Origin of the sequence: Thalassospira lucentensis, from assembly GCF_050516545.1 — a bacterium.
Taxonomy (GTDB): domain Bacteria; phylum Pseudomonadota; class Alphaproteobacteria; order Rhodospirillales; family Thalassospiraceae; genus Thalassospira; species Thalassospira lucentensis_C.
The window spans coordinates 3,487,501-3,510,085 of sequence record NZ_CP191544.1; the positions used below are offsets into that span (position 1 = coordinate 3,487,501).

The window sequence follows — 22,585 nt, forward strand, 5'->3', positions numbered from 1 at the left end:
AGACTGGAAATCGGAATATGACCGGCTTGGCGCATTGGCCATCCATATCGACCATGCGGCATTGACCCCGGTGAGTGCGGCTGAGATTGTCGATGCCGGGGTGCCGTTGGTTTGCTATACCATCAATGATGTTGACCGGGCGAAAGAGCTGTTTTCGTGGGGGGTGACATCCGTAATTACCGATGATCCGGCCAAATTACTGATGTCTATTCCACGCCGCCCGTTCGCCGCCAACAGATAAGGCCCCATACCGGGGACAAAACGCAACAGTTCGGCAGTGCCACCATCATCGTTCGAACATGTTGCCGATAAATAAGAATACAGGGAACGTTCCAATGACAATCGCCCCACAGGATGGGACCGTGGCCCCGCCACTGCCCGATCCACCCGTTTCGCCAACACCGCTTTATCCCAATAACCGGTTCAAGCGTCATTTAAGCGAACTGTTTCGCCTTGCGCTGCCGGTCACCATCGCAAGACTTGGCATGTTAATCATGTCGGTTGTCGATACGATCGTTGTTGGCAACTATGACAGTGCGGGACTGGCATATTTAAATGTCGCGCATGCGCCGTTTACGTCCCTTATGGTGACGGGCATCGGTTTGCTTACCGGGGTCATGATCATAACGTCGCACGCCAAAGGGCGTGGTGACCTTATGGCTGCAGGGGCCGTGTGGCGCAATGCCATGCCGTATTGCCTTTTGATCGGCATCTTATTTACCATCCTGACTTGGCAGTCAGACTGGTTGTTTGCAGCGACCGGCCAACCAGCCGAGATTACCAAAAATGCCGGGGAACTTGCGGTGATCCTGTCGATCGGGATGCCTGCCGCCATGATCTATATTACCTGTGCGTTTTTCCTTGAAGGATTACAGCGCCCCTTGCCCGGCATGGTGATGATGATCGGTGCCAATCTGATCAATCTTGTTCTTGATTACGGTCTTGTCTATGGGGCGTTTGGATTGCCAGAACTGGGCGCCGAGGGCGCAGCATGGACATCAAGTGTCATTCGCTGGTTCATGGCGCTGAGCCTTTTGGGCTATGTCCTGTTGATGAAAAACCATCATCTTTATGGCATTCGCAACGGGTTTTCCGGCTGGTGGCGTGGATCGCGTGAGGCACGCCATCTAGGCTATGCCGCAGGTGCCAGCCAAGGCATGGAAACAAGTGCCTTTGCCGCCATGCAGCTTTTTGCCGGTCGGCTGGGTGTTGTTGCCGCCGCAAGCTATGGCATTGCCATGACGATGCTGGCCCTGATGTTTATGGTCGCCCTTGGTTTGGCATCGGCAACATCGGTTCGGGTCGGTATTGCCTATGGCCGTCGCGATCGACCTGATATGGCTTTGGCCGGGTGGATCGGGCTTTTGACAACCATGGCGGTGATGCTGTGTTTAAGCATTCCGATTTATCTATTCCCAAGTGCGGTATCGCATCTGTTCACCCAGGATCTGAGCGTCATTGCCACAACGGTTTCAGTCCTTGTTCTGATGCCGATCATTTTCCCGACCGATGGCGGGCAAAATGCCGCGATCAGTGCGCTTCGCGGTGCCGGGGATAAATGGGCGCCGACAATCTTGCATCTGGTGTCATATATCTTTGTGATGATCCCGGCGGGCTATTACCTGACCTTCGTTATGGAAATGGGCGTGCCCGGATTGTTTTGGGGCATCGTGATTGCAAGCCTTGTCGCCGTTTGTGGCCTTGCGATCCGATTTAAAATTGTCTCTGGCCGAGAAATTCCGGCATACGTCAGACACACCTGAACCAAGCCACCGCTTGAAATCAAAAAGGTCCGCCAGAATAATCCGGCGGACCTTTTATGTTTTTCGACCTTGATCAACTGAATCAGGAGCGCGTGGCATCAAACTGACGACGCGGCATCAGCAAATCACAGAATGGCAGAACCAATGTGTCAAAAGCAGATGCCGCCCGGGCGGCATCAATACGAATAATGTGCTGTTCGATATCACGCTGGGTTGCCAAATCCCCAAGCGGGGTAAGTTCCGGCAGCGCGTCAACCAGTGTTGCGTAAAATTCAATCTGATCATCGCGGGCCGTACCAGAGGCCAGATTTCCCAAATGATTATAAAGCGCCATGGCAAGGAACCAGCGACAATACGGCATCAGGCCCTGAAGAATTTCGCCGCGTTGTTGCGGCTGCAAATATTGCTGAAGGTCGCTATCAAGCCAGACGGCATTTTGCACACCGACAACAAAGGCATTGCGCAAGGCGGGCTGTTCATCGGTAAAAAACACAGTTGTCAGCCAAGCAGAAAGATCATCAAGCGATTTGCGCCGGGTTTCGGGGGTGCTGTCGGGTGCGAAATCAAGGGCCGGCATTGCCGGTTTGCCCGACATCGCAAGGCTTGCCACCGCCGGATCGATCAGCGCATTGGAAAGCCACGCCTGATGCCAAATGCGTATTGGCCGGAAATAAGGTTCTTTTTCGGAACCGCCTGCTTCGATCCAGCTTTCGATCAAATGCGCACGGCCCAGTGACATGCCAAGACGCATGGCATCTTCAAATCCCATCCCCCCCAACAGGAACGGATCCCCCAGCATGTCTTCGAGCAAGGGTAGCGATGCGGCAACGTGATCGGCGCGAAGCCCCGCCCCCAACGGCTGATAGAAAGATGCCCCATCGCCATGATCAAAAATCGCACGGGCATGTTTTGCAAACGCCCCCCAGAAAACAAGCTTTACCGGTTCTGCCCGTTTGCGCCAAAGCGGTCGGGTCATGTGCCAGTTTTCTGTTTCAAACTCGGCCAAAGCCATCGCATCAACCAGACGGGCAAGCGGCTTTGCCACCGCACGTTCAAGATCATCGATCGTTCCCAGATGTCCGACCGAAAGGCGCCAGCCCGGTTGTTCATGCGGATGGTGATCAAGCCATAACATGGCAAATCCCGATGCGCCGGCACGTTGTGCCGATGGCGCAACCAGATCAAAGAACAAAGACAAAGGAGCTGGCATTTCCGGAACCGTATGGTCGGCCAAGGCATCCCCAACCAGCCAGGTTTTGACCATCACGTCATCGGCATCGTGCCGATCCTTGAAACGTGGCGGCAGGAACCCAGAATACTGGCCGGAAGCATTGGAATTGTCGGTCATGGCAGCCTCGTCTTAGCAAATGGAGCACGTAAGGTGCAGGATCTGCGGCCTGCTGATAAACAAGGTTTCCGATCAGGTCAATCACACCGGATGAATGCAAATCCATGATGGATGCCAAGTTCCGGCATCTAAAGGCCCGGTTTAGACCCGGGTCAGTCCGGCATGACCAATGCTGGCTTCGCGGTAAACCGATGGCGGCATGGAAATCAACCGTCTGAAATCGCGGGAGAAATGGGCATTGTCGGTAAAGCCGCACCAAAAGCCGATTTCACCAACCGACAATCCGGTGCCGTGTAACAAACGGCATGCTTCACGTACGCGGACAAGGCGCAGCAAATCGGAAAAACGGGTATTGGCCTGTTGCAGACGGCGCTGCAATGTCCGGCCAGATGTCTCAAGCGCATTGGCGACTTCGTCAATGGTCCAGCTGCGCCCGACATCCTGTTCAAGGATCGTGCAAAGCTGCTGAACAATCGGTCGTTGCGCCCCGATCGGCGGCGCTGTTCCGGGCATATTGGCCAAGAACGGATAGGACGAGGAAACCGGTTCAAAGCTGGTCCAGTTTATCCGAAAACGCAAACCACGCCCGGCAAAGTCCAGTTTGTTATTGATGCGATCTTTGCGCACGACCCGAACCGATGGACCGTGGCTTGGCAAAATCGTGCCATCAATATTTTCTGCACCGACGGCTTCGAGCAAGCCAATCAGGAACCCCTGCAACAACAGGTTTTCCACACGTGCGGGCGGCTGTCCACGCACAACACCGCGATGGATGGTCATGGATTTTCCCGTCACCGTAAATTCACTGCGTGCACGGGCATGGGAATAGCCTTCTAACCGGCGCCAGCGATCCGCGATCATTTCCGGCGTTGCCGAATGGCGCAACATGGTCAGGATCGGTTCCTGTTCCTTGGCTGCAAGATGTCGTCCAAGGCGCACCAGAACGGCCGGGCCGTTGACCTTTTCAAGGGCAAGCATGATGCTGCGTAACTTGGCAGAGGTCACAACTGTCCCTGCCGGCACAAGGTCATAGCCCCGCGGCAGCCAAGCCAGCTGCCGGATCAGGGCAACATGCAATCCAAAAGAGACAAATTCCTGCATCAATACCCGCCAAAAATCAAATCGTGGCGCGATCATACAAATTATTAACCAGACTGTCAGTGGACGTTTCAAAATGTCACGAAGCTGTTACAATGAACCGATATCAAGCGGTAAAACAGTCATCAAGATGATGGGCGAAGATACCGGTCATTGCCCGAATTACATCACCATGGCAGTCTGACATCCCGGTTCAAAACCCAACGCGGATAATCAAAGTGATCAAGGTTCTTTTTGTCTGTACCGGCAATATTTGTCGGTCCCCCACCGCTGATGGCGTGTTTCGTAAAATTGTTGATGCTGCCGGTCTTTCTGATCAGATCAGTGTCGATAGTTGCGGGTTATCGGCCTATCACGTTGGCGAGCTTGCAGATCCGCGATCCCGCGAAATGGCCCAAAGCCGCGGATATGATTTAGACGATATTCGATCCCGTAAGATCAAACCCGGCGACTATGTCCAGTTTGATTACATCCTTGCCATGGATGACGGGCATTTGCGCGATATGCGCCGACAGGCCCCGGCCGCAACTCAAAACAAGATCGAACTGTTTTTGGATTATCACCCCGACATAGCCGGGCAAAGCGTGCCTGATCCCTATTACGGTGGTGAAAACGGCTTTTCCCACGTGTTTGATATGATTGAACAAACGTCCAACAAATTACTTGATCACATTCGCCAGAAGCACGGCATCTAACCTATGATCCGGGATAAGCGGCATGAACACCATATCCCTGAACAATTTGGTCAAAGAATTGACCGGTTCGGTTATTTCCGCCAGGTCCCCACTTGGGGGTGGTTCAGTCGCCAGTGTTTTCCAGATTGTTCTTGATAGCGGTCGGGCGCTTGTCGTTAAGCACAGCACGGACGGCGATACCAAGGGCGGTCTTGAAATCGAAGCCAATATGTTGCGCCATTTTGCCCAACATTCACCCATTACCTGCCCCGACGTTCTGTATGCCGATCCCGATTGCCTGATTATGGATTTCATTGCCAATGACAATCGCATGGGCAATGCCGTTCAACGTGATCTGGCCGAACAACTTGCCGCCCAGCACAACGTCACGGCTGATGCCTATGGACTGAATTTCGATACATTGATCGGCGGGTTACACCAACCAAACAATCAAACATCCAGTTGGGTGACGTTCTTTGGCGAGCACAGATTGCGCCATATGGCCCATGCGGGTCTCCGTGACGGAAAACTTTCGCCATCCATGACCAGACGGATAGATCATCTGATCGACCGCCTTGGTGATCTGATTGGCGATACGCCAAACGCATCCTTGTTGCATGGGGATTTATGGGGTGGAAACATCCTGTGTCAGGATGGCAAACTCGCTGCACTCATCGATCCGGCACTTTACTACGGAGATCACGAGATCGAACTGGCCTTTGGGACGCTGTTTGGCGATCTGACTCCGGATTTTTTCAGTCGATATCGTGAAATTATACCGATTGCACCGGGATTCTTTGAAGAACGCCGATATTTGTATAATCTATACCCGTTATTGGTCCATGTTCGCCTGTTTGGCCGGTCCTATATCGGTTCTGTTGATCAAATCCTTTCGCGGTTTGGTCATTAAGACCACCCAAACAGGCCAACACAAAGCCGCTTTTAAAAAATCAGGGGACAAGAGATTTGAAATTTATCGTTGGTGCAGCTGTCGCACTTGCCATGTCTGTGAGCATTTCCGCCATCGCCCATGAAGGTGCAACCGGTGTGGTTAAGGAACGCATGGACGGCATGAAATCCATTGGCCAACAGGTCAAGATCATGGTGCCAATGCTTAAAGGAACTTTGCCCTATGACCCGGCAAAGGTCGCAGAATCAGCAGGCATCATTGAAAGCCACGCGGGCGAAAACTTTACCAAGCTTTTTCCTGAGGACAGCGACGGGCACCCGTCCGAAGCCCTGCCGGCAATCTGGGATGATTGGTCAGAATTCAATGATATTGCATCGGACCTTCAATCACGTGCCAATGCCTTGAAAACAGTTGCGGCAAATGGCGGATCAGAGGGTGATTTCAAAGGTGCGCTTGGCAACATGCTGCAAACCTGCAAATCCTGCCACAGCAATTTCCGCGAATAGGCTGCCAACCCGATACCGGGTTCTAAACATGCAAAAGGCCGCAGCTTTATGCTGCGGCCTTGATCATTTCAGTCTGCTATCCGTTCGGCCTAGCGACCAATCATGGCAAAGAATTCGCGCCGTGTAATCGGGTCATCGCGGAAGGCACCGAGCATACGGCTGGTTACCATCGAAACACCGGTTTGATGCACACCACGGGTGCTCATGCACTGATGATTGGCATCAATCACCACCGCAACACCAAGCGGATCCAATTCTTCCTGAATGGTGTTGGCAACCTGTGAGGTCATTTTTTCCTGAATTTGCAGGCGCTTGGAATAGACTTCGACGACGCGGGCAAGTTTGGAAATGCCCACAACGCGTTTGCGCGGCAAATAGGCTACATGGGCGACGCCAATGATCGGCACCATATGATGTTCGCAATAGGATTCAACGCGAATATCGCGCAGAACGACCATTTCATCATACCCGTCGGTTTCTTCGAACGTACGGCGCAGAATTTCTGCCGGGTCCTGCTGATAACCGGCAAAGAATTCGCCATACGAACGCGCGACACGGTCAGGCGTTCCGCGTAAACCTTCGCGGTCGGGATCATCACCGGCCCAACGAAGAAGGGTTCGAACAGCTTCTTCGGCTTCCTCACGTGTCGGACGTTTTACCGCACTATGTTCGCTGCACATACTCAATCCTTTATCATGTCCTTTGCGAGATTATGTCCCGGCTTGGTGGGGCTCCTGACCCGCTTTTATCTCAATTCACTGTATGTTGCCCATGGGGACTATCCAAAGAAAATGCCGGAATGGCGATATCAAAATGATTTCCATCCATATCCGTCATCTCATAAGTCCCGACCATAAAGCCACTTGGTGTCGCCAGTGGTGCACCACTGGTGTAATTGAAACTCTCGCCGCCTGCCAATACAGGTTGCTCGCCAATAACACCGGCACCTTTAACTTCCTGAGTTTCACCGCGTGAATCGGTTATGCGCCAATAACGGTTCAGCAACTGAACGGTTTTTGACCCAAGATTCTCGATCTCGATCCGATAGGCCCAAACATAGCGATGGGTATCAGGATCAGATTCGTCTTCAAGGAATACGGGTTGCACCGAAACCTTGATGTCGTTGGTTACGCTCGAATACATGCACGTCTCCAGGCCAAGTGTGTTCCAATCATTTTGCATCAGCCAAGACTACGATTGATGGCCCATATGTAGACAGTCCGCAGCCGAAGTACCAGTGGCCTGTGACAATTGCTTTGAAACAATGTCTCATCATTAACGGACCTTCCGTTTGCCGATGCCGCCTAATCAAACGGCCCGCACTTTGTACGGGCCGTATCAAGATCAGGATTACTGTTTTCCAAACCGTTAAACGGCAAGGGCTGCCAACAGATCTTCCTTAAGATCATCAATGTCTTCCAGACCGACAGAAAGACGCAGCATGCCTTCGGTAATGCCCATCGTGATTTTGTCTTCACCCGGGACACGCTGGTGGGTCGTGGTCCAAGGATGGGTTGCCAGGCTTTTTGCATCGCCAAGGTTATTGGAAATATCGATCAGCTTAAGGTTATCAAGCAGCGAGAAGGCTGCTTTCTTACCACCGGCAAGCTCAATCGCAATCAATCCACCACCACGGCCAGACATCTGTTTCATTGCCAAATCATGCTGCGGGTGACTTTTTAGCCCTGGATATATAACGCGCGACACCTGTGGCTGTTCCGACAGGAATTCCGCCAAGGCAGTTGCGTTACGAATATGTTGATCCAAACGCAGGCTCAGCGTTTCAAGACCTTTGAGCAGAACCCATGCGTTGAACGGGCTCATGCTTGGCCCGGTATGGCGCAAGAACGTGGTCAAATGATCGTCGTGCCATTCCTTGTCGTTAAACAGGATCGCACCCCCCAAACAACGTCCCTGACCATCGATATGTTTGGTCGCGGAATAGACAACAATATCGGCCCCCAGTTCCATCGGTTTTTGCAGGATCGGGGTCGCAAAAACGTTATCAACAACAACCTTTGCACCGGCCTTATGCGCCAGCTCGGAAATAAACGCGATGTCAAGGACTTCAAGTGTCGGGTTCGACGGGGTTTCAAGGAAAACGGCATCGGCCGGCTTGGAAAGTGCCTTTTCCCATGCAGCCTTATCGGTTCCGTCAACCAGTTCGGTTTCAACGCCGAAACGCGGCAGAAGTGTCGTCAGAATAAACTCGCACGACCCAAACAAGGCGCGTGAACCAACAACACGACCACCAGCCTTGGTACAGGCGGCCAACGCATTCCAAACAGCTGACATTCCCGATGCTGTCGCACGGCAATATTTGGCACCTTCAAGCAAAGCAAGGCGTTCTTCAAACATGCCGACCGTCGGATTGGCAAAACGCGAATAGACATAACGTTCCGGGCCGCTGCCATCAAAGGAGGCTTCTGCCTCGGCTGCGGTGTCATACACATATCCGGAATTCATAAAGATGGCTTCGGATGTCTCACAAAATCCGCTGCGAACTGTCCCACCGCGTACGGAACGGGTGGCGGCGCGCCAATTATCGGAAGCCTTTTTTTCGGTCGTCATCGTCTTCTTGCTCCTACATGCCCGCATATGGTGTGTTCCGGGCACAAAAAAACCCTGACCGGCATGAATTGGGTCAGGGCCGAAGCCTTCTTTCCCCTCTTTAGCGATTTTTTACGTGGCCGCAAGCCGGTCGACAAATCCCACGATTGGCAGACGATACGTCCAGTTTTCTGTGACGTCAAGCATCTCCCAATCAGGAATTTGGCTCCTGTCATACTGAATATACCCTTCGTCTGATTTCACATCCTCACGCAATGGTGAAAGCAGTTCATAAGCATCTTTGGCAATTTCGCTCTAATCTTCGGGCAATTAATGCAATCCTGTTTATCGGGATCTGCTCTTCGTTCCATCTAACGGCCTATGTAAAAGCGTAAAATCAATGACAAAGACCAGTTCAATGGCGTCAGACGTGCCCAATCAGGACCCAGAGATTAATCCAAAATCCCCGACCACGACAAAACCACTTTGGCGCAGACTATTACCGTTGGTGGTGCTGGTTCTTGGGTTGGTCATTGCGTGGGCAAGTGGGGTTCTTGATCTGTTGTCTTTTGACACGTTGCGCGAAAACCGCGACGTCTTGCAAAGCTATGTCGCCGAGAATCCAGCAATAAGCGTTCTGGTCTTTAGCGCGATTTATATGTTTTCCGTCGCCTTATCGCTGCCGATTGGTGCGATTCTGACCATATCGGGCGGCTTTATGTTTGGCGCATGGTTCGGGACAGCCTATGTCGTCATCGCAGCAACATTTGGTGCTGTGATCATTTATCTTGCAGCCCGCTATGCCTTTTATGATCTGATGCATGCCAAGGCAGGAAATGCCATTCGCAAGATGGAGGAAGGCTTTGCTGAAAATGCCTTTAGCTATCTGATGGTTTTGCGTTTGATCCCGATTTTCCCGTTCTGGCTGGTTAATCTCGTTCCGGCATTGCTGGGTGTTAAGCTTCGTTCTTTTATCTTTGGCACCATGTTTGGCATCATTCCCGGAACATTTGTCTTTGCCTCTATCGGAGATGGCTTGGGTGCCCTGTTTGATCAGGGAAAGACACCCGATCTTGGCATCATTTTCGAACCCCGTATTCTGACCCCGATCATCGGGCTTGCCGTATTGGCACTTCTGCCGGTTGCCTATAAAAAACTGCGCAAGGCAAAAAACGGGGGATCGTTTGATGAATAAAACCATCAAGACAGATATTTGCGTCATTGGCGCAGGATCGGGCGGTCTTTCCGTTGCTGCCGGGGCTGTCCAAATGGGGGCTGATGTTGTCCTGATCGAAAAGGGCAAAATGGGTGGCGATTGCCTTAATACCGGTTGCGTTCCATCCAAGGCATTGCTGGCAGCCGGGCATGCGGCCGAAAACGCCCGCACAGCAGAACGATTTGGTGTTTTCACAAACCCGGTCGAAGTCGATTTCGCCAAGGCAATCGACTACGTTCATTCCGTGATCAACGGCATTGCCCCCCATGATTCGGTTGAACGTTTCGAAGAACTTGGCTGCACCGTCATTCAGGCAGAAGCGCAGTTTACATCCCCAACAGAAGTTATTGCCGGGGACACCATCATTCACGCCAAACGGTTCGTCATTGCCACGGGATCACGTGCGGCAGTTCCGCCGATTCCGGGGCTGGAAAATGTTGGTTATTTCACCAATGAAACCATCTTTGAAAACCGTACCTGCCCGGATCATTTGATCATCATTGGTGGCGGTCCGATTGGCCTTGAAATGGCGCAAGCGCATCAGAAACTCGGTGCAAAAGTCACCGTGATTGAGATGATGAGCATCCTTCCCAAAGATGACCCCGACATGGTCGCAGTCGTACGCGAAAACATAACGGCTGGCGGCATAACACTTTACGAACAAACCAAAACCAAAGAAGTCCGTAAAGCTGGCGATCAAGTTCAGGTCGTGGTCGACCATAATGGCATCGAAATCACCCTTGAAGGCAGCCACCTTTTGCTGGCCACCGGGCGCAAAGCCAATATTGAAAATCTTGGCCTTGATAAAGCCGGTGTGAAGTATGACCGCAGCGGGATTGCCGTCGATCCGCGCTTACGCACATCAACCCCTAAAATCTTTGCCATTGGTGATGTCACAGGCGGCCTGCAATTTACCCATATGGCAGGTTATGACGCGGGTATCGTTATTCGCAATGCGCTGTTCCGCTTGCCTTCCAAGGTTAATCATACTTCCGTTCCATGGGTGACATATACCAATCCGGAACTGGCACAGGTCGGCATGAACGAAGCCACCGCCCGCCGTGAAATTGGCGACGACATCCGTGTTGTGAAATGGGATTACGCCGAAAACGACCGTGCCCGTGCAGAGGGTGATACAACGGGCTTCATCAAGGTCATCACAACCAAAAAGGGCCGCATTCTGGGTGCCGGGATAGTCGGGCGGCAGGCGGGTGAATTGATCGGTGTCTGGGCCTTGGCCATTTCCAAGAAAATGAAAATCGGCGCAATTGCCGAAATGATCATGCCCTATCCAACCTTGGGCGAGATTTCCAAACGTGCCGCCGGGGCGTGGTATACACCCAGCCTGTTTAGCGACAAGACCCGCAAACTTGTCCGGTTCCTGTTAAAATTCGCATAAACCGTGCACCCCATTCCCGTAAGCAATCAAGCATCTGTGAAGCTGTACTTTTTTGTGGTCTCTGACTAACATTACCGATGGAACGTCCGCATCTGAAATTGCCCCCATGGGCCAAATCGCTTTCCGCACGCCTTTTGGTGCTTACGGTAAGCTTTATCATGCTTGCAGAGATATTTGTCTTTGCGCCCTCTGTCGCACGTTTTCGGATTGATTGGCTTAAGGCGCATCTCGATTCCGGCTATCTTGCCGCGCTTGCGCTTGAAGCCACGCCTGATCAAATGATCCCGGATGATCTTGAAAAGGAACTTCTTTCAAACGCCGGGCTTGAGGCCGTAATCCTGCGCCGTGAAGATCGTAAATTGCTGCTGCAACGCGACGATATGCCCGCCAAGGTCGACAAGGATGTCGACCTGACCGAGTTTTCCATCATCATGGCCTTAATGGAAGGCTTATCTACCCTGTCTCAAAGCGAGGACCGCATGTTGCGTGTGGTCGGCATGCCCTCCATGGCGCCGGACTTTGAGATTGAGGTACTGGTGCATGAAAAGACTCTGACCGATGCGATGCGCAATTTCGGCTGGCGTGTTTTTGGCCTGTCTTTGATGATTTCCTTCTTTACCGCCGGGCTGGTTTACTTCGCACTGAATCGCCTGATGGTCCGTCCGATGCGCACTCTCACCCGTGACATGATCCGGTTCCGCGAGAACCCGCAGGATAAGGCATCGGTGATTACGCCGGGTCTGCGCGATGATGAAATTGGCGTCGCACGTCAGGAACTGGCAATCATGCAGCAAGATATTCAGGCAATGCTAAATCAGCGCCGTCGTCTTGCCGCCCTTGGCACAGCCGCAACCAAGATCAGCCACGATCTGCGCAATGCCTTGGCAACATCGATGCTGATGACCGAACAGCTTGCCAAAAGTGAAGATGACGAAGTCCGTGCTGTCGTCCCGCGTCTTTTATCGTCGATGGAGCGTGCGGTTTACATCAGCGAGCAAACCCTGTCCTTTGCCCGTGACACGCCACCGCCACGGGATTTGGCAAAGTTCACCCTGATCGAGTTGATTGAAGAAGTCCGCGATCAGATATTGCTGCAAAAATCCGAACCCCTTCTGGATGGTCATACGCCAGAAGCGGTCAAAGATGCACATCCCTGCAGTGCACGCATTCAAATCGACCTGCCCGAAGACGTCATGCTTGAAGCCGATTATGACATGCTGTTTCGCGCGTTCAGCAACCTGATGCGCAACCCGCTAGAAGCCGGCGCTGATGAAGTGATCATCACCTACAAACTAGTCGCATCAAAATGCCCGATGGACGAATCGGACAAACAGGCCAATTTGATTGATGTTTTCATCAATGATAACGGTCCCGGATTGCCCGAAAAGGCGATCAAGAACCTGTTTGTACCGTTCGCCGGAAGCGGTCGCATAGGGGGAACCGGGCTTGGCCTTGCCATCGCGCGGGAGTTGATAAGCACACATAATGGCGACCTAAGCCTCGTCTCAACCGGGCCGAACGGTGCTGTTTTCTGCGTGAAACTGCCGTATCTCGCCTGATTCCGGGCCAAGATTTACCGCAACGCCCCTAATTGATAGTTTTTATCTATCGATTTTTATTTAATATTCGATTTTATCTTTTCCCTAAGTTTTGGCAACTTGAAGTCAAGGCGATGCCGGGCCAAATCCCGATCCCCGATCCGCTCCTGACCCAAGGTTCGGCATCGCCAAACTGATTTACCTTCTAATCATGATCAGAAATATCAACACCCGCGCCCCGAGATGAACAAAGGTGGCATGCCTTATGGTTGATGCATGATCGAAAGCAACGCTCATAATCCTTGCCGTATTATCATCGAGGGGGCTGCAAATGGCCCCCGACCCTCAACCCCTTGGCTTCGGGCAAGGGGTGTCTTTTTTCCGGTTCTAGTTAATCATTGTGGCCGTACAAACGATCTGCGGATTTCATCGATCTTTGGGCGCAGGAAACAGCCTTCTGCGTGATCATTGATCAATCCCATCGCCTGCATAAAGGCAAACACCGTGGTCGGTCCGACAAATTTCCAACCCCGTTTCTTAAGGTCTTTGGACAAGGCAACAGATGTCGGTGACGTCGACATGGATTGTGGTGTTTTAACTTCTGACGGGTCGGGTTCAAATCCCCAGAAATAAGCTGCCAGAGATCCTTCGCGTTCGACCATTTCGCAGGCCCGTTTGGCATTGTTAATCGCCGCTTCAATCTTGCCGCGATGGCGGATGATCCCGGCATCACTCACAAGGCGTTCGACATCTGCCTCAGCAAATGCGGCAACCTTATAGAAATCAAATCCCTTAAATGCCGCCCGGAAGTTCTCACGTTTCGCCAAAATGGTCCGCCAGCTTAGCCCTGATTGGAAACCTTCCAGGCAAACCTTTTCAAACAATCGCTGATCATCCGAAACCGGGAAACCCCATTCCGTGTCGTGATAGGCGTTAAATTCCGGTGCAGAATCACACCATGAACACCGACATTTGCCATCTTGGCTGATTGTTGTTTTGCTCATGGATCAGGCCATCAGAAATTCAAGCTGCGGGTTAACACGGGCAGGCGTAATTTCAAGAATTTCTGTATCCACAATCCCCTCGACCACGAACGGGTCCGCATTCACGAATGTTTCCAACGCATCCCGGGTTAGCCCATGGGCCAAAATTGCACCGCCCATATTGGGCTGCAAACTGCCGACCATAAGGAACACACCATCGTCAAACCCCTGTTTGATCCATGCTTTGTGCCCCTCCATGAAATCTGGTGCGTTTGCGCGGTTTTCCGCAAATTTCAATAAGACGGTGAACATGGTTTTCTCCCTGTTTTAAGTGCTTAGACTCTTTTTGCTATCTCATCAGAAGGATCGCCCAAGGATGCCATCTGCGCATCAAGCCAATCACACATCACATCAACTTCGCGCTTTAGAAACCCGTCATCATCAAAGGCATTGGCAAGTGTTGCGACACCTTGGCTTCGGCCAAGAATATGCATGGCAAGGCTGTCTGACTTTTCGCCAAAACCAAGGCGCTCGAACTGGCGGCACAGCCAGCTTCGAAACAATGTGAAAAGCCCTGCCGCATCGCTTTGTGCTGAATGGTTAAGCTTAGCCAGTTCCGATGACAATGTTCCGACCGGGCAGCCAAATTTGCGGATTTTCTCGCCATTGACGATCAGGATATAGATGAAGCTTCGAATGCGCTCAGCCGGGTCATTGCCGTCAATCTCCCAACGATCAAGCATCTGTTCGGTATTGGCCAGACGGCGGTTAATCACACCGTCAAGGATGTCATCCTTTGTTTTGAAATGGTGATAGAAATTGCCCCGCGAAATCCCGACCGACGTCGCGATGTCGGCAAAGGATGTTGCTTCATACCCTTGCTGATAAAACAACAAATCTGCTGTTTCGATAATTCGCTCACGTGTTGAAGCTGCCATTTTCTGTCTCTGCCGATCCGAAGTTAGGATGATTGTCCTACTCAACAATTAGGTCAATCGTCCTATTTTGTCAACGACCCGGAATCAAAACACCCGCCAAGCGGTCCGCCAGCGGGTGTTTAAAATAATCAGACAGCTTTGATCGGGCGTTTTAGTCGCGCCAGAACGCCGGGAACAGAAGAACCAGCACGGTAAAGACCTCAAGCCGGCCAATCAGCATGCCAATTGACATCAGCCATTTCGCCCCGTCAGGTAAGGTCGCGAAATTGCCCGATGGCCCAACAATCGGGCCAAGTCCCGGCCCGACATTGGCAATCGCCGTACCGGCACTTGAAACTGCGGTAATGAAATCAAGCCCCATCGCGCCAAGCCCGGCAGCCAGAACAATAAAGCAGAACACAAACAGAAAGAAGAAGCTCAAAACCGATTCGGTAACGTCTTCTGACAGCGGTTTCCGGTTATAATAGGCAATGAAAACACCGTGCGGGCGCAACATGTGCGAAAGCTGAATCTTGGCAATTTCATAAAGCACCTGAAGACGGAAAATCTTCACCCCACAGGTCGTCGATCCGGCACAGCCACCAATAAACATCACAAAGAAAAAGACAGTGACGGCAAATGGTCCCCAAAGACCATAATCGGTTGTGGCATAGCCCGTACCGGTCATCACAGACATAATATTGAACGACGAATAGCGAAGCGCATGCAGAAAGGCGACATTGTTGGTTTCCGAATGCCAATATGCCAACCCAACAATGATTGATATGGCAATGGTTAGGAACCAGCGGACCTGACTGTCGCGAACCAGGGCACGCCCTTGCCCGCGCAGCATCTGCAAATAGAGAATAAACGGCAATGCACCGGTCGCCATGCCCAACGTGATGATGAGGTCAATCGTTGCACTGTCATAATGCCCGATCGAGGCATCCTTGGTCGAAAAACCGCCGGTCGCAATTGTTGTCATGGCATGGGCAATTGCATCAAACGGAGTCATGCCCGCCCACCACAACATCATTGCCCAAAAGGCCGTGAAACTCAGATACAGCACGGCAATGCCCATCGCGATCTGGGTCGCACGTGGAAAAGCCTTGTCCGATTTATCGGAATTTTCCATGCGGAAAAGCTGCATCCCACCGACGCGCAGCATCGGCATGACAGCAATCGCCATCACAATGATCCCGATACCGCCAAGCCATTGCAACAATGCTCGCCACAGCAAAATGCCCTGCGGGGCACTATCAAGCCCGACAATCACGGTTGATCCAGTTGTCGAGATACCAGACATCGCCTCAAAGAACGCGTCAGTATAGGACATATCAAGATCGGAAAAGGCAAATGGCAAGGCAGATGCAGCGGTCAAAACCAACCAGCTCAGCGTCGTCAGGATAAAGGCCTGCCGCGAATTGATTTTCAGATTGTCCATGCGGTTCATCATGATCAATGCACCGCCAACAAACAGTGAGACGCATGACGCTGCTGAAAACACAATCCAGTCTGATTGATCATAATAAAGGTCAACCAGTGCCGGAACAAACATGCCCACGGACAAGGTGCACAGCAGAATGCCGACAATGAAAAGAATGGGACGGAAATCGATCAATGAAACGCCTCTTGGCATATGTCCCGCACAATCCCCGGGCAATGCAGTCGTATGCTATTTGCTGTTCTAGTTTCTCAGGGCATTGCATAACCGAATTCACAGCCGACATGTAGCCCCTTCATGACAAGCAGCGGAATTCTTGGCACAAGCCGCAATAATGTCCAGACCTTTATCGACCCTGCTTTTTCAATCTGGCAGGTTTTATATAGGCAAAAACCAGCCATTTAATAATTGGCGATTTCTTTTATCGACCCACAATAAACCTAAATAGAACAAACCAGCCCCATGACAATTTTGGTCTGTGCAATTGCTCTCCCTTTCCCGTAGATTACAGACGTCAGAAACGCTGGATAGATGCATCTTCAGCGATTTAAGACTTTGTTTTTGGGGAGTTTTCCGTGCAGGGGAAGAAGTTATACTTCGCTGTCGTTTTATGTATTCTTCTAGCGGTTGGTTTTCTAACCACCAGTTTTGTCAGCTTTTACGTCGCACGTGACTCGCTTGAAGAACAGATTTCTGAGACGACCCTGCCGCTTACCAGCGACAATATATATTCAGAAATACAGCGCGACCTTTTGCAGCCGATTTTCATTTCATCCTTGATGGCGCATGACACTTTTGTCCGCGACTGGGCTTTGGCTGGCGAAAATAATCAGCAACAGATCATTAAATATCTCAGCGAAATCCAATCGCGCTACGACACGATCACGTCCTATTTCATCTCGGAAAAGACCCGCAATTATTATCACCCGTCCGGCGTGATCAAACAGATCAGCGAAGATGACACCGCCGACAAATGGTACTTCAACGCGCGTGATGCCAAGAAGAGTTACGAGATCAATATCGATCACGACACGGTCGATCGTTCGCGGATGTCAATTTTCGTCAATTATCAGGTCCGCGACTATGACGGCAATGTCATTGGCGTCACCGGTGTCGGTCTGTCGGTAAGTTCAGTGACCAACCTGATCGAAACCTATCAGAACCGCTATGGTCGAACAATTTACTTTGTTGACACTCAGGGACACGTCACCCTGCGCGGAAGTGGCTTTGGTTCGGCCCACAGCCTGCATGAACGTCCGGGCATGCGTCATCATGCAACCCAAATCCTGACATCACCGGGATCTTCAACGACGTATGAAGAAGATGGCCATACCTATTTCGTCAACAGTCGGCTGGTGCCGGAATTCGGCTGGCTCCTGATTGTTGAGCAAAGCGACTTTTCATCAAACAACCGCATTCAGAATACGTTGTTCATCAATATCGCCATCTCGCTTCTGATTACGGTGATTGTCGGATTCGTGGCCTATCTGACCGTCCGAAATTACCAAAACCGCCTTGAAGAACTGGCATCAAGGGACAAACTGACCGGAAGCTTTAACCGGCAAGTGTTTGACATGCTGTTTGATCAGGCAACCAAAACTGCCAAGCGCCAAAAAATGCCGCTTTCGGTGATGTGTTTCGATTTGGATGGATTTAAGACCATCAACGATACTTACGGCCATCCCGGCGGCGATGCTGTTCTACGCGAAGCCCTAATGGCCATTAAGATGAATGTTCGGGAATCTGATTTGATCTGCCGTTGGGGCGGGGACGAATTTGTTGTGATGTTCCCTGAAACCAATCGTCAAGAAGCCATGGTCAAAGCCCGGCAGCTTGCCGATCAAATCCGTGAAACACCGGTAAGGTTCGGGCGCGATGAAATTCCGATCACGATCAGCGCCGGCGTCACCGAATATCGTGACGCGGAAGACCTTGATACATTGATGTCACGAGTTGATAACGCGCTTTATACCGCCAAGGCAGCAGGCCGCAACCATATCTCGCTGGCGTGATTGCCCGCAGCTCCGCAAAGCTCAAAATAAAACGGCCCCGTCAAATCAACTGACGGGGCCGTTTATTATGCGGTGTTACTAGTTCCAACAGGAATTAGTCGGCAATCGATGCTTCTGCGATCTGGACTGCGTTCAATGCAGCCCCTTTAAGCAACTGATCACCCGCAACAAAAAGCTCTAGACCATGATCACCAAAGATCAGGTTGGTACGAATACGGCCAACTTCGACGTCATATTGTTCGGTTGCGGTCAACGGCATCGGGTATTTGTTGTTTGCCGGATCATCGACAAGTTTCACACCCTTGGCTTTGGCCAGAACTGCACGTGCGGCATCCGGGGTCACAGCCTTTTCGGTTTCAATCACGATGGATTCCGAATGGGTACGTTCAGTCGGGATACGCACCGCAGTACACGAAATCGCCAGATCCGGTGCGCCGAAGATTTTCCGGGTTTCCCAGGTCACCTTCATTTCTTCACGTGTATAGCCATTGTCCTGGAAACTATCGATATGCGGAATGACGTTAAACGCAAGCGGAGCCGAGAAAACCTCAGCCGGAACCGGCTTGCCTGCAAGACCCGCAGCAAGACCTTCACGCAGCTCGTTCATGCCCGGTTGACCCGCACCAGATGCCGCCTGATAGGTCGACACAATGACTTTCTTCAGGCCAAACGCCTGATGCAGCGGCCAAAGTGCTACCGCAGCAATCGCCGTAGTGCAATTCGGGTTCGCGATCAGCTTAGCGGTCTTGGCAAGGTCGCCATTGATTTCCGGCACGATCAGCGGAACATCGTCATTCAGGCGGAATGCCGAGGAGTTATCAATGACCAAAGCGCCTTCGGCGATCTTCGGACCATATTCCTTGGCAAAGTCCCCAGAAACAGCAAGGAAGACAATGTCGCACTGCTTGGCTTCTTCAACAGAAAACAGCGCGACGGTCTTAGTGCCGAATTTAGTCTCCACGGTCTTGCCTGCGGAACGCTCGGATGCGAACAGGGTGAGTTCACCTACAGGGAAGTTACGATCAAACATCACGTTGATCAGCTCGACGCCAACCGCACCGGTTGCGCCAATTACACCGACATGGAGATTTTCGGCACTCATAATAATTGTCTAACCTCGTATAAAAATTATGGTCATATTCGACTACCGCGATCTTTCGCGGGCCGCGCATTATAGGGATTTATCAAGCTAACGCAAATGTACCTTGCTGCATCGCACTTATGCGCGGCAATGTTGTGAATAGAACGCCCCCATCAATGGATTGTTCCATGGCGTTTTTTAAGCAAAAAACGCAAAAATCCGCCCTTCGACAATACCACCGCCAAGCAGGTGTCGAAGGACGGATTCAACCGCCACAAGGACGGCATTCTCAAAACATCAAGAAGAATCGATCCCGCAGTAAGACTGGGATCGCACAAACACATGATCAGAAAATGCAATGTTTGGTGAAATCAGCCGCCTCGTTTGCGGTCCAGTCGCCTTTCGGCTTTTCTTTCAGATCCGCACACCATTCTTCACTGCCCACTTCAGGTGAACAGGCCGAAACAATTGTGGTCATCATCAGAACCGAAAAGATGCCAACTGCCTTGCGCATGATCTTTTTCTGCATTGCCCTATCCGTGTCCAAATTTTGATTGTTTTTCTGGGTCACCCAGACTTTTGAATTTGGCTGATCTTCGCGCATTACAACGGCCCGGTCTGTGGTACTCGTCACAGCCAGATCAAACATACACCGCAATTACAGGATTATTTAGTCACGCCAGAATGAGGGCATCAAAAGGACAAGCAAGGTTTCAAATTCAAGCCGTCCCAGAACCATTGCTACATCCAAAATCCACTTGGCCGAATCCGGCAGGGACTGGAAATTACCGGCCGGACCAATGATATTACCAAGGCCCGGGCCGACATTGGCAAGCGATGTTGCAGCGGCACTCATTGACGTAATCAGATCAAGCCCCGTCAGCCCAAGCGCAACGGTCACTGCGATATAACTGATCGCCAGCAAGAACACATACACCGTGACCGCGTTATAAATATCCGATGTGATCTCGTGCCGGTCAATGCGGCTGACCACCACAGCAGACGGGCTGCGCAGCCGCATGAAATGCGCCCGTAATCCGGTAAAGACAACATAGAAACGGAACATCTTGAAACCACCGGATGTCGATCCTGAACACCCGCCGATGAATGTCGCAAAGAAGAACAGCATGATTGCTGCTGGTCCCCACAACAAATAATCCCCCGACGCAAAGCCCGTGGTCGTAATCACCGAAACAAGGTTAAACGCTGCCATGGTCAGCGACCGGAGAATACTGTCATCTGAAATATGCACCAATCGCCAGGTCAATAGCAGGGTGAAACCCGCAATAATCATACAGAAAAGTTTGATCTGCTGATTACCGGTAATCGCCTTCAAACTTTGTTTCCGCAGCAACAGGGCATAGGCGGTAAACGGCAACCCGCCGGCAAACATAAACAGGATCGCAACCCAGTGCAGCGACAGGCTGCTATCAAATTTGGCAAAGGACAAATCAGACGTCGCATAACCACCAGTAGAAAGTGTGGTCATACCGTAATTGATGGCATCAAACCACCGCATGCCGCACACCCGATACAGCACAATACAGATCAAGGTAAGGCCGCTATAGATGATCACGATCTGCAGGCACATATCGCGCATGCGCCCGCTGAGCTTTTCCGACCGATCCGAACTTTCCATCTGGAAAAGCTGCATGCCGCCAACCCGCATCATCGGCAACAATGCCAAGGCCGTTACGATGATTCCGATCCCTCCCAGCCACTGCGTGATCGAACGCCAAACCAGCAACCCCGGCGGCATCTGATCAAGCCCTGACAAAACGGTAGACCCAGTGGTAGTCAGGCCTGATACCGTTTCAAACACCGCATCACAAAAACTGATATCAAGCGATGAATACCAAAGCGGCAAGGCCCCCGTGACACTTACGGCGATCCAGGACACGACAGTCAGAACATAACCCTGACGGGCGGTGACTCGCGGTCCTATGTCTGAGCGACAGGCAAGACACGCCATCCCGCCAAGCCCGATCGTTGTGACCGAGGCCTGAGCAAAAATTTTCCAATCCGGATTGCCGTAATACAAATCCACGGCAGACGGCACCATCATCGCAATTCCGATGATAATGACCATAACCCCGACAACGAAAAAGATGGGTTGCAGACGAAACAAAAACGCGTCCCTGACAGCACAATGACAAATCAGCTTTTAGCGCCAATTGACACTCAATGCATCCGGTTATTGTGCATGCCTCCTGACACAAGATTTACGGTTTACCCGCAGCCTATCGATCTACGTCATTATTTTGCCGTTCTTTTCGCTTGTTCTCAGACTCAATCCGATGGGATCTTTGATCCGTCTCCAATAACAAATAGACGAGGTCCAATTGAAACACGCAACCCGTCTGATACTGGTCCTTGCGGTTGCCACCCTGTTTTCCGCCACCATCTATTTGCAAGACGATCCGGTTCACGCCGCCAGTGGTGCCATGACTGGCGCTGGAACACCATTGTTTGAATCACAGGGTCGCGACATTTTCGTCATTGATGGCGATACCATCATGATCAATGGGGAAGTTGTTGATCTTGCTGGAATGGACGCCCCCGAACTTGGTCAGCAATGCCTGCATAATGACAGTTTTGGCGATTGCGGCATGTCATCGGCCATGCAGCTCCGCAAATATTTCGCCATGGCACCGTTTGCTGTCCGCTGCTGGGCAGGTGATCAGGAACGATCCGGCAAGGCCGATGATTTTCCGATTGTTGAATGCGGCATTGGCGAACGCGATGTGGCTGCGGCCATGATCACGGATGGCGAAGCTCTTCCGATTGCCGGGTATTCACATCGCTATGACAGCCTTTCGACCGAGGCGAACAACGCCTCCATCGGCATTCATGGTGGCGATATGATTAACCCCGCCGAATGGCGCAACGGAAAGCGCCTTGATGGTGAAACCGGGGGCTGTCTTTTTCGGACTGCCGGGACCCGCCACTATATAGGCACCCTTGACCCACGCTTTGCTGACACCGCCACAGACGGCAGCACCAAAATTTGCAGTGATGAAGAAGCCCGTGACAAGAAGCTTGTCTATCTGGCACCGGCTCCATAAGCGGCACCTTTTCTCATAACTTGAGTTTCAAGGGTGCTATGTCTTCAAATTGCATCATTTCAAATTTTCCGGGCAAATTTG

22 protein-coding genes and 1 riboswitch (1 of these 23 cut by a window edge) are annotated in these 22,585 nt (G+C 51.6%); of the genes, 10 read left to right on the forward strand and 12 right to left on the reverse strand.

Annotation, left to right across the window (positions count from 1 at the left end):
• Both ACQ0MK_RS15900 and ACQ0MK_RS15905 read left to right on the forward strand, forming a co-directional pair.
• Positions 1-241: the 3' end of a glycerophosphodiester phosphodiesterase family protein gene (locus ACQ0MK_RS15900; RefSeq protein WP_430473424.1), read on the forward strand. The gene continues 509 nt to the left of window position 1, outside the view; 241 of the gene's 750 nt are visible here — the last part of the coding sequence; its start codon lies off the left edge, out of view; it ends in the stop codon at positions 239-241.
• Between the two features lie 94 nt (positions 242-335).
• Positions 336-1,763: an MATE family efflux transporter gene (locus ACQ0MK_RS15905; RefSeq protein ID WP_430473425.1), complete on the forward strand. Its 1,428-nt coding sequence runs from the start codon at positions 336-338 to the stop codon at positions 1,761-1,763.
• Positions 1,764-1,845: 82 nt separating this feature from the next.
• Here ACQ0MK_RS15905 and ACQ0MK_RS15910 read toward each other — a convergent pair whose 3' ends face one another.
• Positions 1,846-3,111: a hypothetical protein gene (locus tag ACQ0MK_RS15910; protein ID WP_430473426.1), complete on the reverse strand. Its 1,266-nt coding sequence runs from the start codon at positions 3,109-3,111 to the stop codon at positions 1,846-1,848.
• A 141-nt stretch (positions 3,112-3,252) separates the two neighbouring features.
• On the reverse strand, positions 3,253-4,212 hold the full coding sequence (locus tag ACQ0MK_RS15915; protein WP_430473427.1) for a helix-turn-helix transcriptional regulator: 960 nt from the start codon (positions 4,210-4,212) through the stop codon (positions 3,253-3,255).
• Between the two features lie 215 nt (positions 4,213-4,427).
• Here ACQ0MK_RS15915 and ACQ0MK_RS15920 point away from each other — a divergent pair, with 215 nt between their 5' ends.
• From ACQ0MK_RS15920 to ACQ0MK_RS15930, 3 genes are read left to right on the forward strand one after another with little or no spacing between them, the layout of a single operon-like run.
• Positions 4,428-4,904, forward strand: coding sequence for a low molecular weight protein-tyrosine-phosphatase (locus ACQ0MK_RS15920; protein WP_430473428.1), 477 nt, complete (start codon positions 4,428-4,430; stop codon positions 4,902-4,904).
• 22 nt (positions 4,905-4,926) lie between these two features.
• Positions 4,927-5,793, forward strand: a complete 867-nt coding sequence (locus ACQ0MK_RS15925) for a fructosamine kinase family protein (RefSeq protein ID WP_430473429.1) — start codon at positions 4,927-4,929, stop codon at positions 5,791-5,793.
• Between the two features lie 56 nt (positions 5,794-5,849).
• Positions 5,850-6,299 (forward strand): c-type cytochrome, encoded by a 450-nt coding sequence (locus tag ACQ0MK_RS15930; RefSeq protein WP_430473430.1) that lies wholly within the window; start codon positions 5,850-5,852, stop codon positions 6,297-6,299.
• A gap of 89 nt (positions 6,300-6,388) precedes the next feature.
• On the opposite strand, the gene folE is transcribed toward ACQ0MK_RS15930, so the two are convergent.
• From folE to metZ, 3 genes are all read right to left on the reverse strand, one after another.
• On the reverse strand, positions 6,389-6,979 hold the full coding sequence (gene folE / locus ACQ0MK_RS15935; protein ID WP_350043372.1) for a GTP cyclohydrolase I FolE: 591 nt from the start codon (positions 6,977-6,979) through the stop codon (positions 6,389-6,391).
• A 70-nt stretch (positions 6,980-7,049) separates the two neighbouring features.
• Positions 7,050-7,442, reverse strand: coding sequence for a Co2+/Mg2+ efflux protein ApaG (apaG, locus tag ACQ0MK_RS15940; RefSeq protein ID WP_350043373.1), 393 nt, complete (start codon positions 7,440-7,442; stop codon positions 7,050-7,052).
• 225 nt (positions 7,443-7,667) lie between these two features.
• Complete coding sequence (gene metZ / locus ACQ0MK_RS15945) at positions 7,668-8,870, reverse strand: O-succinylhomoserine sulfhydrylase (RefSeq protein ID WP_430473431.1); 1,203 nt, start codon at positions 8,868-8,870, stop codon at positions 7,668-7,670.
• A gap of 79 nt (positions 8,871-8,949) precedes the next feature.
• Positions 8,950-9,024, reverse strand: a riboswitch (SAM riboswitch).
• Positions 9,025-9,249: 225 nt separating this feature from the next.
• Between metZ and ACQ0MK_RS15950 the strand changes: the two genes are divergently transcribed.
• From ACQ0MK_RS15950 to ACQ0MK_RS15960, 3 genes are all read left to right on the forward strand, one after another.
• Positions 9,250-10,044, forward strand: coding sequence for a TVP38/TMEM64 family protein (locus ACQ0MK_RS15950; protein WP_430473432.1), 795 nt, complete (start codon positions 9,250-9,252; stop codon positions 10,042-10,044).
• Positions 10,037-11,464, forward strand: a complete 1,428-nt coding sequence (locus tag ACQ0MK_RS15955) for a dihydrolipoyl dehydrogenase family protein (protein WP_430473433.1) — start codon at positions 10,037-10,039, stop codon at positions 11,462-11,464. Before ACQ0MK_RS15950 ends, ACQ0MK_RS15955 begins: the two co-directional genes overlap by 8 nt.
• A gap of 77 nt (positions 11,465-11,541) precedes the next feature.
• Positions 11,542-13,023, forward strand: a complete 1,482-nt coding sequence (locus ACQ0MK_RS15960; RefSeq protein ID WP_430473434.1) for an ATP-binding protein — start codon at positions 11,542-11,544, stop codon at positions 13,021-13,023.
• 374 nt (positions 13,024-13,397) lie between these two features.
• Here the strand turns inward: ACQ0MK_RS15960 and ACQ0MK_RS15965 are convergent, their stop codons facing one another.
• The 4 genes from ACQ0MK_RS15965 to ACQ0MK_RS15980 all read right to left on the reverse strand — a co-directional run bounded on the left by ACQ0MK_RS15965 (position 13,398) and on the right by ACQ0MK_RS15980 (position 16,523).
• Entirely contained in the window at positions 13,398-14,006 is a 609-nt protein-coding gene (locus ACQ0MK_RS15965; RefSeq protein WP_430473435.1) for a DNA-3-methyladenine glycosylase I, read from the reverse strand.
• A 3-nt stretch (positions 14,007-14,009) separates the two neighbouring features.
• Positions 14,010-14,297, reverse strand: a complete 288-nt coding sequence (locus tag ACQ0MK_RS15970) for a YciI family protein (protein WP_430473436.1) — start codon at positions 14,295-14,297, stop codon at positions 14,010-14,012.
• A 23-nt stretch (positions 14,298-14,320) separates the two neighbouring features.
• Positions 14,321-14,923, reverse strand: a complete 603-nt coding sequence (locus tag ACQ0MK_RS15975) for a TetR/AcrR family transcriptional regulator (RefSeq protein WP_430473437.1) — start codon at positions 14,921-14,923, stop codon at positions 14,321-14,323.
• 151 nt (positions 14,924-15,074) lie between these two features.
• Positions 15,075-16,523, reverse strand: a complete 1,449-nt coding sequence (locus tag ACQ0MK_RS15980) for a TrkH family potassium uptake protein (RefSeq protein WP_430473438.1) — start codon at positions 16,521-16,523, stop codon at positions 15,075-15,077.
• A gap of 398 nt (positions 16,524-16,921) precedes the next feature.
• Here ACQ0MK_RS15980 and ACQ0MK_RS15985 point away from each other — a divergent pair, with 398 nt between their 5' ends.
• Positions 16,922-18,358, forward strand: coding sequence for a sensor domain-containing diguanylate cyclase (locus ACQ0MK_RS15985; protein ID WP_430473439.1), 1,437 nt, complete (start codon positions 16,922-16,924; stop codon positions 18,356-18,358).
• A gap of 94 nt (positions 18,359-18,452) precedes the next feature.
• On the opposite strand, the gene ACQ0MK_RS15990 is transcribed toward ACQ0MK_RS15985, so the two are convergent.
• From ACQ0MK_RS15990 to ACQ0MK_RS16000, 3 genes are all read right to left on the reverse strand, one after another.
• The gene (locus tag ACQ0MK_RS15990; RefSeq protein ID WP_430473440.1) at positions 18,453-19,460 is read right to left on the reverse strand and encodes an aspartate-semialdehyde dehydrogenase; all 1,008 of its coding nucleotides are present in this window, start codon (positions 19,458-19,460) and stop codon (positions 18,453-18,455) included.
• A 325-nt stretch (positions 19,461-19,785) separates the two neighbouring features.
• Positions 19,786-19,968: a DUF3012 domain-containing protein gene (locus ACQ0MK_RS15995; RefSeq protein WP_430473441.1), complete on the reverse strand. Its 183-nt coding sequence runs from the start codon at positions 19,966-19,968 to the stop codon at positions 19,786-19,788.
• 141 nt (positions 19,969-20,109) lie between these two features.
• Positions 20,110-21,567 carry a TrkH family potassium uptake protein gene (locus ACQ0MK_RS16000; RefSeq protein WP_430473442.1) on the reverse strand — a complete coding sequence of 486 codons (1,458 nt, stop codon included), beginning with the start codon at positions 21,565-21,567 and terminating at the stop codon, positions 20,110-20,112.
• 214 nt (positions 21,568-21,781) lie between these two features.
• On the opposite strand from ACQ0MK_RS16000, the gene ACQ0MK_RS16005 reads away from it, so the two are divergent.
• On the forward strand, positions 21,782-22,504 hold the full coding sequence (locus tag ACQ0MK_RS16005) for a thermonuclease family protein (protein WP_430473443.1): 723 nt from the start codon (positions 21,782-21,784) through the stop codon (positions 22,502-22,504).
• Positions 22,505-22,585: the final 81 nt, after the last annotated feature.